This window comes from Vibrio sp. 10N.237.312.B06 (assembly GCF_041464685.1).
GTDB classification, from domain to species: domain Bacteria; phylum Pseudomonadota; class Gammaproteobacteria; order Enterobacterales; family Vibrionaceae; genus Vibrio; species Vibrio tasmaniensis_A.
The window spans coordinates 1-17093 of record NZ_JBFSPI010000103.1; the positions used below are offsets into that span (position 1 = coordinate 1).

A 17093-nucleotide genomic window follows, 5' to 3' on the forward strand; every position below is an offset into this window, starting at 1 on the left:
CCCTTAGAGGGCGTCACCCAATAAGCCTCCGGCTCCGCCGGAGGTCATTTAACTTCAATTGTTTACGATGTCGAGGTGACTAATTTCGTCATCAAATATCGATATTTACTCACTGCCTTGTGAGAGATCTCGCACAAGGCAGCGAGTAAAAAGGGAGGGTTATTTCCTATTGGCCAATGGCTGCACCTTCACGACGAGGGTCTGCAGCGCCTTCTAGGCCGTCTTTTGTGAGACGAATAGCGTGTAAACCCGAGTTAAGATCGCGAACGTTGACCTCAAATCCCATCTTTTCTAGCTCAGGTTTGAAGTTTTCCGCCGATGTTCCTTTTTCCAAATCTAAGGTACCGAAGCGGTTTAGGAAGTGTGGTTGGTTGATGGCTTGCTGAATATCCATGTCCCATTGGGTATGCGCGATGATCGCTTGTGCCACATACCCTATGATACGGCTACCGCCTGGAGAGCCAATCGCCATGTAAGGTTTATCGTCTTGCATGATGATGGTGGGTGCCATTGAAGAGCGTGGACGCTTACCCGGCTCAAGTCGGTTAGCGATAGGCTTACCATCGTTGTGGGTCTTGAATGAGAAGTCCGTTAGTTCGTTATTGAGTAGGAAGCCTCTCACCATCAAGCGTGAACCAAAGGCATTCTCAATGGTGGTGGTCATCGACACGACATTGCCATCGCTATCGACAATATTGAAGTGGCTGGTGGACGGCAATTCAATAGAAACATCTTGGCTGCGCAGCATAGCGTGATCCCACGGTGGCGTGCCTGATGGTGCGCTTTCTAATGCCTTGCCTGCGGTAATTAACTGGGCACGTTCCTGCAAATAGTCAGTATTCACTAACCCTTGGGTTGGCATCGGTACGTAATCTTGATCGGCCATGTACATACCACGGTCAGCAAAGGCTAGGCGAGAAGCGTCTGCTAACACTTGCCAAGATTTTGCGTCGTTTGGTCCCCATGATTTGAGGTCAAACTGCTCGGTCATCGCTAAGATCTGCCCAACCGTTAATGCACCCGAACTTGGTGGCCCCATTCCACATACTTGATAGCTTTCATAAGCAGAACAAACAGGCTCACGTTGCTTAATTGAATACGCATCGAAATCTTTCTGTGCCAATACGCCAGGGTTACCTTTGGCAGTTTGCACAGTATTAATGATGTCGGCAGAGATCTCACCCTGATAGAAGGCTTTAGCACCATCCTTTGAGATAGCGTTTAACGTTGCCGCGTACTCTGGGTTCTTAAGCTGAGTCCCCGCTGTTTTCGGGCTGCCATCGGCATTGAAGAAGTAAGCCTTAGTTGTGGCAAATCGGCTTAGTCGCTGTTGGTCATTTTCAATCAAGGTAGCTAAGCGTGGACTAATAATAAAACCTTCTTCAGCTAGCTGAGCGATAGGTTTAATCAGTGATGCCCACTCTAGTTTTCCGTACTTCTGGTGAGTGTCCCACAGCAATTGCACTGTGCCCGGTGTCGCAACTGAGCGACCACCAACCACTGCATCATAGAATTTAAGCGGTTGTCCGTTTTCGTCTTGGAATAGACGTGGTGTGGCATCAAGTGGTGCAGTTTCACGACCATCGTAGGTTTTGAGTTGCTTGTCCTTGCCATCAAAATAAACAAGGAACGCACCACCACCAATACCTGATGACTGAGGTTCTACTAAGCCAAGCATAAGCTGAACGGCAACCATCGCATCAATGGCGTTACCACCACGAGCAAGCACATCAGCTCCGGCCTGTGTTGCTAATGGGTTGGCTGCGGTGACCATCCAGTCATTGGCTTTAACGAGTTGTTTGGTTTCTAAACCACTACTTTGTTCGGGTGCGACGGAATCGGCAGCTTGATTTGCCCAACTGACGTGAGAGGCAAAAAGTAGGGTAGAAGTGGCGAGGGTTGTTAGTTTTGTTTTCCACTGCATGATCTTCTCCTTTTAATATGCAGAGCTAGATTGGCAGTGGAAAGATGAGATAGCCAGAGCGTTGTTAACGAATTGTAATCTTGATTCGAATTTAAGCGATTAAACCGGACAGTGACTGCCAAAGAATACTCGCGCCAATAAGGCTGAATAACACGCCACACAAGCCATCGATGTAAACGGTCGCTTCGCTGAGTTTCTTCTGCAGTGTTTTGGTTGAAAGCATCCACGCCAGCAGTGAGAACCAAAACAGTGAGAGGCCAAATAGGATGATCAGCGCAAAGCCTTTGCCTGACAGCGACATATCCGCAGGGACTAAGCTCGACATTAAACTAACAAAGAACACCAAAGCCTTTGGGTTGAGAATGTTGGTCATAAACCCTTTAGAAAATGCATCTCGCTTGTTGGTCAGAATCAGATCTTTCGAATTAACGGTGTCGGCGTCATCATCGTGGTTCTGAATGATTTGCCAGGTTGCTTTAAGTGCACCGTAACCTAAGTACAGTAAGTAGCTACCGCCGGCCAATTGGATAATGGCAAATAGTGTGGGTTGCTGGTGGACTAGGTAACTGATTCCCGTCAGGCTCAGCAGTGAGTGCAGCAAGATCCCGCAAGATAAGCCAAGCGCAATGTACAAGCCTGTCTGGCGTCCGTGACGCGTCGCATTTTGTACGACTAACGCAAAGTCAGGGCCGGGGCTCATCAAAGCGATGAAGTGGATAGAGGCTAGGGTGATCAGTATGGTGACTTCGTTCATCATCAGTTCTCAATAACGTTGCCGCTATTTTTAAATAAGTAATCGTATTGAGCGTAGCTTACCGTGATTTGAAATCGAGCAATTGTAAATTATCAACACTTAGTTGATTTGTGAGGGTGGTACACCGAACGTGGTTTTGAAAGCCTTAGAAAAGTGTGCCTGATCATAGAAGCCTACTTGGTGCGCAACCTTAGTACCACATATCCCAGACTTAATCAGGCGCATGCTTTGTTCCATGCGTAAACGGCTTAGCCATGCATAAGGCGTAATGCCCATTTTGTTTTTAAAATGGCGTTGGAATTGAGTCGTGGTTAAACCACACAACTCAGACAGTTGTTCTAATCGCACTGGTTGATCCAAATTCGCCATCAAATAGTCTTTTAGCGTATCAATCGATTGATTACCCAGTTTGATGTCGCTTTTCGATCCAAATTTCGCATAACGATCGACAATCGTCGAGAATCCTTCGAAAGGTAAGCAATCTTGAGCGAGTTGGCTGATGTTTTGATTGATTAACAGGGCATGTAAGTTGCGTAATTGTGAAAATGCAGCTTGATCGGAGAGGATCAGCTCAGAAAAGCCTAATGTGTGACCATTTTCCTTGGGATCGGCAAGATCTTGAAACCATTGGGGAGAAACCGCAAACACACTGACTTGATAACCTGAATCGAGCTTGGAGTGCCCATCATGCAGTTCATCGGGTGGCATGATAACAACTTGGCCAGCACCAACATTATGGCTCGTCCCTTTATAGACGAATTTCTGCTGTCCTTGGGTAATTAAGCCAATGTGAAAGTCCAAATGATAGTGGCGCTGAAAGGCAAACTCTTGGTACTGAGCTTGGATCAGGCTGATATCTTCTGTTGGGGTAGAGTAGTAGTGGACTTTATCCATGGTACAAAAAAGCTTGGTCAAATAGTCATCAATTCAACCAAGCTTATCTTCGTATTAAGGGATTGTCTTGTAAAAAACGATCAGTGTTACTGCTTAGCGCGTTTGTTCTTTCTGTTGTTACGCAGACCGTCAAAGCTGAAGATCACCAACGCTCCCCAAATAAAGGCGAAGGTAATCGCTTTGTCACTGGTAAACGCTTCGCCATAAATCAGCACCGCTAACAAGAACATTAAGCTTGGTCCAATGTACTGGAAGAAGCCGAGGGTCGATAGCTTCAAGCGTGTTGCAGCGCCAGTAAAGCACAGCAGTGGAATGGTGGTAATAACACCAGCAGCAACCAGTAACAGATTGAGTTGCATCGGGTTCATTGAGAAGTCCGAGGTTGGGCTATCAGCAATAAACAGTAGGTACGTTGCTGCGAGAGGCAACATAACCAGAGTCTCAATGAACAAACCGGTTTGCGCTTCTAAGCTCACCTTTTTACGCAGTAAGCCATAAAAACCGAAGCTAAAGGCTAGGGCAATGGCGACGATCGGCACTGAACCGAAGGCAATTAATTGGATTAATACGCCAATCGCAGCAAGAGCCACTGCAAACCATTGCAGCTTACGTAAGCGTTCGCCGAGGAAGAGCATCCCGAGCAACACGTTAATCAGTGGGTTGATGTAATACCCCAAGCTGGCATCAAGCATGTGATTGGAATTCACCGCCCAAATAAAAATAAGCCAGTTAGCGCCCACCAAAATAGAGGTCGCCGCCAAATAGAGCATTTTTGGTTTCGAGGTCAGGGTGTCGCGGACTTTACGCCAGCTGCGGCCAATGTGCAGTAAGAAAGCGAGTAGGAAAAAGGACCATACTACACGGTGGCTAAGGATCTCTAACGGGGATACGTCACTTAAAGATTTGAAATATATAGGGGCGATCCCCCACATGGTGTAGGCGCCGACGGCAAGCAAAACTCCCTGGCGCGTACGTTGTTGTTCTTCCTGTGTCATGCATCTTTCTCTAGCACTGAGTGCTTATTAATAAGATTTATAAGAGAGTTGGTCAGTATAGGAGCGATAACCCTTTTCACCTAACAATTTGCGGTTTAATTCGCCAGCGTTCCCCTCTACAATGTGCGACTTGCTTGCCGAAGATGCTTGCTGATTTCATACCTCGATTAGGAACCATAATGACCGCCACTCTGATTGCTGAGCAAATACCAACTCCCGCGAATGATGCGCAAACCATCTTGCAAGATGTGTTCGGCTATCAAAGCTTTCGCGATGGTCAGCAAGAGGTCATTGATTTGGCCGTTGAGGGCAAAGACAGCTTGGTGATTATGCCAACCGGTGGCGGTAAATCTCTGTGTTACCAAATCCCGGCTTTGGTTCGTGAAGGGCTGACTCTGGTTATCTCACCGCTGATTTCGTTGATGAAAGACCAGGTTGATCAGCTGAAAGCTAACGGTGTCGCGGCAGAGTGCATTAACTCGTCGATGCCGCGAGAGAACCTGATCTCGGTCTTTAATCGTATGAACTCAGGTCAGTTGAAAATGGTGTATGTCTCGCCAGAGCGCGTGTTGATGCGTGACTTTATCGAGCGTCTACAAGGCTTACCGCTTTCGATGATTGCGGTCGATGAAGCGCACTGTATCTCTCAGTGGGGACACGATTTCCGCCCTGAATATGCATCATTAGGTCAGCTTAAACAGTATTTCCCACATGTACCTTACATGGCGCTAACGGCAACTGCCGATGATGCGACGCGTAAAGATATCATCTCGCGCTTGCAGTTGGTGGATCCGCATACGCATTTAGGCAGCTTCGATCGCCCTAATATTCGCTACAACTTGGTTGAGAAGCATAAGCCCGTGTCACAGGTGGTTCGCTACCTAGAAACACAGAAAGGCAATTGCGGCATCATCTACTGTGGTAGTCGCAAGAAAGTGGAGATGGTGACCGAGAAGCTGTGCAATAACGGTATTCGCGCCGCGGGTTACCATGCCGGCATGGATACCGACGAACGTGCTTATGTTCAAGAAGCTTTCCAGCGTGATGATATTCAGATCGTTGTGGCGACTGTGGCGTTTGGTATGGGCATCAATAAACCCAACGTACGCTTTGTGGTGCACTTTGATATTCCACGTAATATCGAATCTTATTATCAAGAGACAGGCCGTGCAGGTCGTGATGGCTTGCCTGCTGAAGCGATGATGTTGTTTGACCCTGCTGATATGGGTTGGCTGCGTCGTATGCTGGATGAGAAAGAAGAAGGCCCACAGAAACAGGTTGAGATGCACAAGCTGAACGCGATGAGTGCCTTTGCCGAAGCGCAAACCTGTCGTCGTCAGGTTCTGTTGAACTACTTTGGCGAATATCGCGAGAAGCAATGTGGCAACTGCGATATCTGCTTAGATCCACCAAAACACTTTGATGCGACCCAAGAGGCACAGAAGGCGTTGTCTTGTGTGTACCGCGTTAATCAGTCATTTGGTATGGGCTATGTGGTGGAAGTGATGCGCGGTATGCAGAACATCCGTGTCCGCGATAATGGTCACGATAAACTTTCTACCTACGGTATTGGCCGTGACCACAGCCACGATTACTGGATCAGTATCTTCCGTCAGTTAATTCACAAAGGCTTGTTGTTCCAGAACATCACTCGTAATTCGACATTACAGTTAACAGAAGAAGCTCGACCGCTATTGCGTGGTGAGATGTCTTTGGAATTGGCTGTACCTCGTTTAGATACAGCAGTGCGTAATGCGAAGTCCGATAAACTTAGCAGTAAGAACTACGATAAGAAGCTGTTTGCCAAACTGCGTAAGCTGCGTAAGTCGATTGCTGATGAAGATGGCTTGCCACCATACGTGGTATTCAGTGATGCGACACTGATTGATATGGCCGAAATCCTACCCACATCTTATGGTGAGATGCTGGCAGTCAATGGCGTTGGTCAGCGTAAACTTGATAAGTACGCAGACCCATTCTTAGATTTGATTCAAGAACACATCACCACACACGGCTAGCTTGCAAGAAACGACTAGCTTATAAAAACGATTGGCTTATAGAAAAAGAATAAGGTTGATAGGGACATGACAACACCAACAGAATTTGGCTTAAGAGAGTATTTGGCTGAGGAAGGGCGTTTATTGATTACGTCTCCAAGTTTTGATTTTGATTCTTATGAAGTGCTAGGTGAAAAGCTGGTGGCATTGCTGTCAGCGTCTGTTGTTGAAAAGCAATGGGACGCTGATATGCATTCTTGGTTGATTGATTTTGAAGATTGTCGAATGTTCTTAAAGTCTGAGCATTACAGTGAATCAATCTGGTTTGAGTCGCTAAACGCTGAAGAAAGCCGAGAAGAGTTCGATTATCTCGCGACGCTTTTCAAGCGCGGTTTTTAGCTTAAGGCATAGCTTCTAAAGCACAGCTTCTAGCGCTATTCACCAATAAAAGTGAGAATAAACGTTTGCGTTTGTTCTCACCGTTGCAGCCAATATTGATTAATGTATAATCGCCCGCCGCTCAACAGAGCAATTTTTAGATACATTTTTTAATTCACATTATTGGTAAGAGCTTTCTTGGATTATTCGAAGAAATGACTCGATTTGGGTTCCCTCACCCCCAAACCAAACTAAAAAGGTACAGCATGAGTAACTTTACCCCTGCGCAACAGCGCAAAGCCCTAGCACTATTAGTTTTGTTCCATTTGGTGATTATTGCGTCAAGCAACTATCTGGTTCAGCTACCTTTTACCGTCTTCGGTATGCACACCACTTGGGGTGCTTTCACTTTCCCGTTTATCTTTCTAGCGACCGATCTGACCGTACGCATTTTTGGCGCGCAGCTTGCCCGTAAAATCATTTTCTTAGTGATGCTACCAGCGCTGGCCGTTTCTTATTTCTTGTCAGTGGTGTTCTTTGAAGGTTCATTCCAAGGCTTTAGCCAACTAGGTGAGTTCAACTTGTTTGTTGCACGTATCGCCGCGGCGAGCTTCATGGCTTATTTATTGGGCCAGATCTTGGATGTGCATGTTTTCAACCGCCTACGTCAGCTTAAACAGTGGTGGGTAGCCCCAACATGCTCAACGTTATTCGGTAATGCCATTGATACCATCGCGTTCTTTGCGATTGCTTTCTACCAAAGCCCAGATCCATTCATGGCTGAGCATTGGACTGAGATTGCCTTAGTCGATTACGGATTCAAACTTATCATCAGCCTAGGCTTGTTCGTGCCTATGTACGGCGTGCTTCTTAATTACGTGGTTAAGAAGTTAACCGCAGTGAACCCTGATTTTAAGGCGACAGGCGTGAACGCTTAAGTTTGAGATTTGTAACACAAAGCATTAATGCAGCGATAAGAAAAAGCCCAAGTTAGTCTACTAACTTGGGCTTTTTTAATTTCTAGCGTCAGATACTAATATCAGAGGCATTTAATATTCAATGGCCAGCCAATATCGGTTTGTCTATTCGACTCGATCTCTAGCTCAGCAGCGGTCAGCGGGTTGTCTGCTAGCCATTGCTTAGAAAGCGCTAAGGTCAAGTTGTTACCATCGGTTGCAAGCTTAAACTCAGGCTCTAGCGCTGGATTACGACGGTGAGTCAACAAAATAGCCAAACGCAGAATACGTAAGATACGCTTGCTGCTGGTGCCTGAGATAGCGTGTTGCTCTGGTAATGAAGTTAACTGCTCACGGTAGCGACGAGTTAACTCACCCAAGTAGTGCTTTTGCGCTCGAGTAAAGCCAGGCAGGTCTAAGTTCTGCAGCAGGTAAGCGCTGTGCTCACCACCTTTTTTGAAATCGATGGTTAAACCAATCTCGTGAAGCTTAGCTGCCGTTTGCAATAGCACACCAGCTTGAGGTTCTAAAACCCACGATTCGGCGCCTGCTTGGTCTAGCAGCGTTTGTGCGACTACAGCAACTTGTTCACCGTAGCTTACGTCCATTTGGTAGCGTGATTGCACGCTCTTAATGGTACGTGCTCGGATATCTTCTTGGCGTAGCTCATCAACCATCTCGTAAGCTAGGCCTTCACGGAGTGCACCGCCTGCGAGTGTCATTGAATCTATTTCAAGCAGCTCAAAAATCGCAATAAGAATAGAAAGGCCACTCGGGAACACTAATGCGCGTTCAAGAGTCAGTCCTTCGATTTCTAGCTCTTCCAAGCGCTCAGTAATCATAGCTTGTTTCTGTAGGCGCTTAAGTTTGGCATGAGTAATCACTTCATCCATGCCTTGCGCCAACATGATCTCTTGCAGTGCTTGAACGGTGCCACTGGCGCCCACACACACATCCCATCCGATATCTGTGTAGCTATCTAGGATAGGAGCCAACGTCGACTTCGCCGCTTCAATGGCGTTGTTGAAGTTGGTTGCGGTTAATTGGCGGTCTTTAAAGTGGCGCTCAAGCCAAGTAACACAGCCCATCTTCAGGCTGGTTAGGGCTTTCGCTGAGAAGCCTTCACCAATGATCATCTCGGTGCTTGCGCCACCAATATCAACAACCAGTCGGCGGCCGCTGCCACCAGAAGTGTGTGCTACGCCTTTATAGATAGTCGCAGCTTCTTCTTCACCGGAGATAACATTGATGTCGTAACCAAGGATCTGGTTCGCTTTCTCTAGAAATATATCCACATTGATAGCAGTACGTAGGGTCGCTGTACCGACAATGCGGATATTTTCTTTCGGAATATCTTGCAGTCGCTCTGCAAAGAGACTCAAACAGTCCCAACCGCGCTGCATGGCTTCTGTACTAAGCGCATTATTTTCATCTAAGCCTGCAGCTAAACGCACTTTGCGCTTAATTTTAGCCATGGTTTGTACGCTGCCATCGATATGACGCACAACGAGCATATGAAAACTGTTCGACCCGAGGTCGATTGCAGCGTAAAGCGGGGGTGACACTGTTTGACTCATAAGCGACTAAGCTTCCTTGTTATGACGCGGTTGGCGTGGGCGACGGTTCTGGTTTGGTTTACGGTTACCGTTGCGTGGGCCATTGTTGTTTGAGCGGCGTTGTTGCGGGTTACGTGTACGTAAGCGCAATGGTGCTGGTAGATCTTCTAGCAGTGCTGAAGCATCGTAGTCAGACACAGGGATAGCGTGCTCAATGTATTCTTCGATTGGTGGCAAGTTGATTGCGTAATCTTCGCAAGCAAAGCTGATCGAGTGACCACTTGCACCTGCACGACCGGTACGGCCGATACGGTGAACGTAATCTTCACAGTCATCAGGTAGGTCGAAGTTGAATACGTGTGTTACTTGAGGAATGTGTAGGCCACGTGCTGCAACGTCGGTTGCGACAAGCAGGTCAACATCACCTTTAGTGAATTGCTCAAGAATCTTTTCACGTTTCTTCTGAGGAACATCGCCAGTTAGCAGGCCAACACGGTGACCATCTGCAGCTAGGTGACCCCAAACAGACTCACATTTGTGCTTAGTATTAGCGAAGATGATAGCGCGCTCTGGCCACTCTTCTTCGATTAACGTTTGTAGAAGAGCCATCTTATGTTCGTTAGAAGGGTAGAACAGCTCTTCTTGAATACGGTGACCAGTCTTACGCTCAGGTTCAACAACGACATGCTCTGGGTTGTGCATGTGTTCGAATGCAAGTTCTTGTACGCGGTAAGACAGCGTCGCAGAGAACAGCATGTTTAGGCGATCTTTTGGCTCAGGCATACGACGGAACAAGAAGCGGATGTCTTTGATGAAACCAAGATCGAACATGCGATCAGCTTCGTCAAGAACAACGGCTTGAATGTGGTTAAGGTTAAATACCTTTTGTTTGTAGAAATCGATGATGCGACCAGTCGTACCAATTAAGATATCTGCGCCTTCTTCGATCTTACCTAGCTGCTTGTCGTAGCTCTCGCCACCGTAAGCTAATGCTGCCTTGATACCTGTGCTTGCAACCAGAGAGTCAGCATCGTTGTAGATCTGAATCGCGAGTTCACGCGTTGGTGCCATAATAATCGCACGTGGCTGGTTAGGCTTACGGCCTTCATGCTCAGGTGTTTTTAGCAGGTGATTAAAAGTAGCAGTAAGAAACGCAAGCGTTTTACCAGTACCCGTTTGGGCCTGGCCTGCAATGTCTTGGCCGGTGAGCAGTACCGGGAGCGCCAAGGCTTGGATAGGGGTACAATAGTCGAACCCTTTTTTCTCCAATCCTTCAATGACTTGCGGAAGTAAATCCAAGTCGGCGAACTTTTGCTCTGTGATATGCGTCTTTTTCATTGCTATAGAATATCAGCTTAAGCTTGCAATACGAAAGTAAATACATTCCAATAGGGCATCTATTTACTGGTTATCATCCAACCAGTTCTAAAAAATACATTGGAGTGGAAGATGAGTGATAAGATTTTGCAGCTAACTGATGACGGTTTTGATAACGATGTAATCAACGCTGCAGGCCCTGTTCTTGTTGATTTTTGGGCAGAATGGTGTGGTCCATGTAAAATGATTGCGCCGATTCTTGATGAAATCGCAAACGAGTACGAAGGTCAGCTCACAATCGGTAAATTAAATATCGACCAAAATGCTGGAACTCCACCAAAATTTGGTATTCGTGGCATTCCAACGCTGCTTCTTTTCAAAGATGGCGGCGTAGCAGCAACTAAAGTTGGTGCATTGTCTAAAACTCAACTTAAAGAGTTCCTAGACGCTAACCTTTAATTAGGTGAGCCTTTGAAAAGAAACCGCGCAGTTAACAAATGCGCGGTTTTGTTTTTTCTAAGCTATGGACTAGTCTTAGTTTTAGTGCTAATTTATCGCACGTTAATTGAACAAATTCTCTTCTTGGTCGAGCCTGTGACCAAATCCTTCTTAACTTAAGAAAACAGACCCTATTTTGACTAAACAAACTTCCACCACTATGAATCTTACTGAACTGAAGAACAGACCTGTGTCTGAACTTGTTAAACTTAGCGAAAGCCTAGGTCTTGAAAATCAAGCTCGCTTAAGAAAACAAGACATTATCTTCTCCATCCTTAAAGCACACGCAAAAAGTGGTGAGGACATCTTTGGTGATGGTGTTCTAGAAATTCTTCAAGACGGTTTTGGCTTCCTACGTAGCGCAGACAGCTCATACCTTGCTGGTCCTGATGATATTTATGTATCACCGAGCCAGATTCGTCGTTTTAACCTTCGTACAGGTGACTCTATTGGCGGTAAAATCCGTCCACCTAAAGATGGCGAACGTTACTTTGCTCTGCTTAAAGTAAATACGGTTAACTACGATAAACCAGATAACGCTCGTAACAAGATTCTTTTCGAAAACCTTACTCCTCTTCACGCCAACGAACGTATGGTGATGGAAGCGGGTAATGGTGCAACTGAAGATATCACAGCTCGTATTCTTGACCTTGCTTCTCCAATCGGTAAAGGTCAGCGTGGTCTGATTGTTGCTCCGCCAAAAGCGGGTAAGACAATGCTTCTGCAAAATATTGCTCAAAGCATTGCCCGTAACCATCCTGAGTGTGAACTAATGGTTCTACTTATCGATGAGCGTCCAGAAGAAGTAACAGAAATGCAGCGCCTAGTTAAAGGCGAAGTAATCGCATCGACGTTTGATGAACCAGCATCTCGCCACGTACAAGTAGCAGAAATGGTAATCGAGAAGGCGAAGCGTCTTGTTGAACACAAGAAAGACGTGGTTATCCTACTGGATTCAATTACTCGTCTAGCTCGTGCTTACAACACTGTGATTCCTTCATCAGGTAAAGTTCTTACTGGTGGTGTTGATGCGAATGCTCTACATCGTCCAAAGCGTTTCTTCGGTGCGGCACGTAACGTAGAAGAAGGCGGTAGCTTAACTATCATCGCAACAGCACTGGTTGATACTGGTTCTAAGATGGATGAAGTTATCTACGAAGAATTCAAAGGTACAGGTAACATGGAACTGCACCTTAACCGTAAGATTGCTGAAAAACGCGTATTCCCAGCGATTGATTTCAACCGATCTGGTACTCGTCGTGAAGAGCTTCTTACCAAGAACGATGAACTACAGAAGATGTGGATTCTGCGTAAGATTGTTCACCCAATGGGCGAAATCGATGCGATGGAATTCCTTATCGACAAGCTAGCAATGACTAAAACGAACGATGAGTTCTTTGACGCAATGCGTCGTCAGTAGTATTGATTAGCTTATAGTTATTAAAAAGCGCTGCCTTCGGGTGGCGCTTTTTATTTGCATTTTGTAGCGACAGCTTGCAGAATGGGCAAAAGTGTTACGAGGAAGTTAAAATGCAACATGGACTGTTGTCATCATTACTCCTGTCTACTTCACTGTTACTTTCACCGGTTGGTATGAGTTATGCCACCGAGATGTCTCCACTTACAGTAGAGTCTTGGCTTGAGAATGATCAAGTAAAACTGAAAACTGCTGAATTACTCGAGCTTGTCGTGCGTGACGAAGTCAATTCGCTGCGCTTTTCGCTTGAGCGTCTGACATTTCCCCAGCAAGAGGTGGCTCGTTACCGGCTCTTGAAGAAGATCGAACAGCAAGAGATCGTTCTCACCCCTAAGATGTCTATTTTCATAGAACAGCAACTCGCTATCACGCCGACCTACCAAGTATTAGAGCGTGGGGATGGCTACGAGTTTACGGTACCTGCTTTTAATTACCCTTCGATTGCTAATCGACTGATCAAACAATGGCACCAAGACCAGAAGACACTGGTGTTTGTACTGGATGCAGAAAAGCAGGAACTTAACCTTAATGAGTGGTTGTCAGGGCCTGAGTATCAAGTTCAAGCGCGAGAAGCGCTACTAATTCGAGAGCTAGACAGTTTGTCTCCTGAAGCGGTTGACTATCTGACTAAGCAACTCACCGCATCTTCTATTGTTAGCTGGTTACCCTCTACCGAGGTGGTAGTTCGATTAGCGCAAGTGAGCGAAGACCCTGAGGTCTATAAGATTCTATGGCGAATGAAGGCTGATTATCATAGCCAAGCAGAGTTAGAGCGACTTGCTAAAACTAAACAAACGTTCGCGTTGGAACAGGTAATGGCAGCGACTAAGAATCCTCGTTTGAAAGATGAAGCGATTACTTTGCTTACCAAGGTGAACCCGCTATCAGAAGAGGTGAAGCAGTTCCTTGTCTCTAGGATGGCGATTGCCGATGAAGCGCCATTAGTCGCCCGTGAATTAGCCAAACAAGGTCACACGCGCTGGTTGCAAGATCTTGTGAATGATAACCCTCAGGTGAAGAGCTCTTTGATCGAGCAAGCATTACCGTAAAGTGGATTTTGCCTCTCAATAACCACACTAAAAAGGGGGATCTCAGCGTCACCCTTTTTGATATACTGAGCGCAGAATAATCAGCATGTAGAAGCCCTATGAGTTTTAAAGATTTACGTGATTTTGTCGACCATCTTGAAAGCATTGGTCAGTTGAAACGCATTCCTCACCCCGTCGACCCAGACTATGAAATGACCGAGATTAGCGACCGTACTCTACGTGCTGGTGGCCCGGCTCTTTTATTTGAAAACCCCGTAGGTTATGACATGCCTGTTTTGACCAATCTATTCGGTACGCCTGATCGCGTAGCCATTGGTATGGGGCGTCAAGAGGTCAAAGAGTTGCGCGAAGTAGGCAAGCTGCTTGCTTACTTAAAAGAACCTGAGCCACCAAAAGGCTTTAAAGACGCTATCGATAAGCTGCCTGTATTTAAGCAGGTCTTAAACATGCCAGCTAAGCGTCTTCGTAAGGCGGCCTGTCAACAAATCGTATGGCAGGGTGATGACGTCGACCTAGATAAAATTCCGGTGATGAGCTGTTGGGCGGACGATGTCGCGCCGTTGCTAACGTGGGGTTTAACGGTTACTCGTGGTCCAAACAAGAAACGCCAAAACTTAGGTATCTATCGTCAACAGAAGATCGGCAAGAATAAAATCATCATGCGTTGGTTGGCCCACCGTGGTGGAGCGCTTGATCTACGTGATTGGATGGAAACCAACCCAGGCAAGCCATTCCCTGTCTCGGTAGCGTTTGGTGCCGATCCTGCCACGATTCTTGGTGCCGTTACACCCGTTCCAGATACCTTATCGGAATACGCGTTTGCCGGCTTGTTGCGTGGCAGTAAAACTGAGGTCGTTAAATCAATCAGTAACGACCTAGAAGTGCCAGCGAGTGCTGAAATCGTAATGGAAGGTTACATCGACCCGAATGAGTTCGCAGACGAAGGGCCATACGGAGACCATACTGGTTACTACAACGAGAAAGAAAAGCATCATGTGTTTACTATTACTCATGTAACCATGCGAGAGAATCCGATCTATCACAGTACCTATACTGGCCGTCCACCTGATGAGCCCGCGGTATTAGGTGTTGCGTTAAATGAAGTGTTTGTTCCTATTCTTCAAAAGCAATTCCCAGAGATAGAAGACTTCTACTTGCCACCTGAAGGTTGTTCGTACCGAATGGCGGTCGTGACCATGAAGAAGCAATACCCAGGTCACGCTAAGCGAGTGATGATGGGTGTATGGTCTTTCCTACGCCAATTCATGTACACAAAATTTGTCTTGGTATGCGATGAGGATGTTAACGCGCGTGATTGGTCTCAAGTGACTGCTGCTATGTGTGAACATATGGATCCGTCTCGTGATAGCCTGATGATAGAGAACACACCTATCGATTCACTAGACTTTGCATCGCCAGTAGTAGGTTTAGGCTCAAAAATGGGTTTAGACATTACTAAGAAGTGGGATGCGGAGCTGGCACTATCGCCTAATGCTAAACCTTTACCTATAGACAGTCAGCATATTGAAGGTTGCCTAGCTGAGCTAGCCGAAACCTTCCCTGAAATTATTGATATTCATTTGCAGAATGACAATGCGTGCATGGTCGTTGTGTCTATCGATAAGCAAGCTGCAGGTAACGGTAAGAAAATCATTGAAGCGGTTTGGTCTCAGTTTGATGAGAACAAGTTTGTCATCGTATGTGATAGTGACGTTAACGTCAGTGACTGGAATGACATTATCTGGGCGGTGACCACAAGAATGGATCCGGCAAGAGATACGTTCTTCCTGAAAAACCAAACTGGACACTCAAAAATGGGTCTAGATGCGACGAACAAGTTTGAAGGTGAATGCCTGCGTGAGTGGGGTGTTCCAATCACTAAGAACCCAGACGTCGTTAAAAAGATTGATAGCATTTGGGAACAACTAGGAATCTCATGAGCTTCCAAGTAATCTTATACCCAGAAAATATCAGTTTTACCGTAGAAAAAGGGCAAACGGTTTTGGATGCTGCGCTCAACAGCAATATCAATTTTCCAAACCGCTGCCAAGTTGGTGCATGCGCTATGTGTATGTGCAAAAAATTAGAAGGCAAAGTGAGTTACCACCTTGAACCCATGCTCACAGAGAAAGAGCAGTTACAAGGTTGGATTTTTGCTTGCCAAGCATTTGCAGAAAGTAATTTAGTTCTAACCTTTGCCGATTAAGGGTTAGTGAGAGGAAGAACATGACTATTAAATGTAAAGTGAAATCTATCGAGCCTTTGGCTTGTAACACTTACCAAATCCTACTTCACCCAGAAACACCGGTAGCTTTTAAAGCGGGCCAATACTTGATGGTTGAAATGGGTGAAAAAGACAAGCGTCCATTTTCGATTGCAAGCAGCCCTTGTCGTCATGAAGGCGAGCTTGAGTTACACATTGGTGCAGCTGAGCACAATGCTTACGCTTCAGAAGTTGTTGAGGCAATGAAGAAAGCGCAAGCGGAAGATGGCGACATAGCTATTGATGCTCCGCACGGTGATGCGTGGGTTAAAGAAGAAAGCGATCGTCCTCTGTTACTAATTGCTGGTGGTACTGGCTTCAGCTACGTGCGCTCTATTCTCGATCACTGCATCGCGCAGAACAGTAAAAAAGAGATTCATCTATACTGGGGCGCAAAAGATGAGTGCCAGCTGTACGCGAAAGAAGAGCTTGTCGACATTGCAGCAAAACACAGCAATGTGCATTTTGTACCAGTAGTAGAAGAAGCACCTGAAGTTTGGCACGGTCAAACGGGTAACGTACTTGAAGCAATCACGCAAAGTTTCGAATCATTAGCTGATTTTGATATCTACATTGCGGGCCGTTTCGAAATGGCAGGTGCTGCAAGAGACTTGTTTACTCAGAATAAAGAAGCAAAGCGTGACCATATGTACGCAGATGCTTACGCGTTTATCTAAGATTTCTTTCAGATTTAGAGCAAAAAGAGAGCAGAAATGCTCTCTTTTTTCCGTTTAGGTGAACTATTAAGCACTTAAGCTTTGTTTATTCATTTTTCATGAAAAAGTAGTTGCTAAGCTGAGAGGGTTCCCTATAATGCGACACCACTGAGACGGCAGGCGCCACAAGGCTTCAGCAAGAATCAGTCAGACGGAAAGCGACAAAAATTAATTTTCAAAAAGTGTTTGACACTGAATGTTAATTCGCTAGAATGGCCGTCCACTTTGAGAGGCTCCTTACTTAAAAGGAACGCTCAACAAGTGAAGCTCTTTAACAATTTAAACCTATCAATCTGTGTGGGCACTCGTTGATGAATAT

15 protein-coding genes are annotated in these 17093 nt (G+C 46.0%); 9 read left to right on the plus strand and 6 right to left on the minus strand.

What is annotated here, in order from left to right; genetic code table 11:
* Nucleotides 1–166: 166 nt before the first annotated feature.
* From ggt to rarD, 4 genes are all read right to left on the minus strand, one after another.
* Complete coding sequence (ggt, locus tag AB6C75_RS20425; protein ID WP_372108961.1) at nt 167–1924, minus strand: gamma-glutamyltransferase; 1758 nt, start codon at nt 1922–1924, stop codon at nt 167–169.
* Nucleotides 1925–2015: 91 nt separating this feature from the next.
* Complete coding sequence (locus tag AB6C75_RS20430; RefSeq protein ID WP_372108976.1) at nt 2016–2678, minus strand: LysE family translocator; 663 nt, start codon at nt 2676–2678, stop codon at nt 2016–2018.
* A 99-nt stretch (nt 2679–2777) separates the two neighbouring features.
* Nucleotides 2778–3572 (minus strand): AraC family transcriptional regulator, encoded by a 795-nt coding sequence (locus AB6C75_RS20435; protein ID WP_372108963.1) that lies wholly within the window; start codon nt 3570–3572, stop codon nt 2778–2780.
* 86 nt (nt 3573–3658) lie between these two features.
* Nucleotides 3659–4567 (minus strand): EamA family transporter RarD, encoded by a 909-nt coding sequence (rarD, locus tag AB6C75_RS20440; RefSeq protein WP_372108965.1) that lies wholly within the window; start codon nt 4565–4567, stop codon nt 3659–3661.
* Nucleotides 4568–4746: 179 nt separating this feature from the next.
* Between rarD and recQ the strand changes: the two genes are divergently transcribed.
* The 3 genes from recQ to AB6C75_RS20455 all read left to right on the plus strand — a co-directional run bounded on the left by recQ (nt 4747) and on the right by AB6C75_RS20455 (nt 7880).
* Nucleotides 4747–6585: an ATP-dependent DNA helicase RecQ gene (recQ, locus tag AB6C75_RS20445; RefSeq protein WP_065606632.1), complete on the plus strand. Its 1839-nt coding sequence runs from the start codon at nt 4747–4749 to the stop codon at nt 6583–6585.
* A 66-nt stretch (nt 6586–6651) separates the two neighbouring features.
* A complete protein-coding gene (locus AB6C75_RS20450) occupies nt 6652–6963 on the plus strand; it encodes a DUF3630 family protein (RefSeq protein ID WP_009848192.1) in 312 nt (103 codons plus the stop codon).
* 245 nt (nt 6964–7208) lie between these two features.
* Complete coding sequence (locus tag AB6C75_RS20455) at nt 7209–7880, plus strand: 7-cyano-7-deazaguanine/7-aminomethyl-7-deazaguanine transporter (protein WP_372108968.1); 672 nt, start codon at nt 7209–7211, stop codon at nt 7878–7880.
* Nucleotides 7881–7981: 101 nt separating this feature from the next.
* Here the strand turns inward: AB6C75_RS20455 and gppA are convergent, their stop codons facing one another.
* Complete coding sequence (gppA, locus tag AB6C75_RS20460) at nt 7982–9475, minus strand: guanosine-5'-triphosphate,3'-diphosphate diphosphatase (RefSeq protein ID WP_372108969.1); 1494 nt, start codon at nt 9473–9475, stop codon at nt 7982–7984.
* Between the two features lie 6 nt (nt 9476–9481).
* On the minus strand, nt 9482–10792 hold the full coding sequence (rhlB, locus tag AB6C75_RS20465) for an ATP-dependent RNA helicase RhlB (protein ID WP_372108971.1): 1311 nt from the start codon (nt 10790–10792) through the stop codon (nt 9482–9484).
* Nucleotides 10793–10903: 111 nt separating this feature from the next.
* On the opposite strand from rhlB, the gene trxA reads away from it, so the two are divergent.
* From trxA to fre, 6 genes are all read left to right on the plus strand, one after another.
* Nucleotides 10904–11230 (plus strand): thioredoxin TrxA, encoded by a 327-nt coding sequence (trxA, locus tag AB6C75_RS20470; protein WP_009848196.1) that lies wholly within the window; start codon nt 10904–10906, stop codon nt 11228–11230.
* Between the two features lie 199 nt (nt 11231–11429).
* Entirely contained in the window at nt 11430–12689 is a 1260-nt protein-coding gene (gene rho / locus AB6C75_RS20475; RefSeq protein WP_009848197.1) for a transcription termination factor Rho, read from the plus strand.
* Nucleotides 12690–12799: 110 nt separating this feature from the next.
* Nucleotides 12800–13795, plus strand: a complete 996-nt coding sequence (locus AB6C75_RS20480; RefSeq protein ID WP_135383122.1) for a hypothetical protein — start codon at nt 12800–12802, stop codon at nt 13793–13795.
* Nucleotides 13796–13893: 98 nt separating this feature from the next.
* A complete protein-coding gene (ubiD, locus tag AB6C75_RS20485) occupies nt 13894–15735 on the plus strand; it encodes a 4-hydroxy-3-polyprenylbenzoate decarboxylase (protein WP_372108973.1) in 1842 nt (613 codons plus the stop codon).
* Entirely contained in the window at nt 15732–16001 is a 270-nt protein-coding gene (locus AB6C75_RS20490; protein WP_102249494.1) for a 2Fe-2S iron-sulfur cluster-binding protein, read from the plus strand. Before ubiD ends, AB6C75_RS20490 begins: the two co-directional genes overlap by 4 nt.
* 20 nt (nt 16002–16021) lie before the next feature.
* A complete protein-coding gene (gene fre, locus AB6C75_RS20495; protein ID WP_009848201.1) occupies nt 16022–16735 on the plus strand; it encodes an NAD(P)H-flavin reductase in 714 nt (237 codons plus the stop codon).
* Nucleotides 16736–17093: the final 358 nt, after the last annotated feature.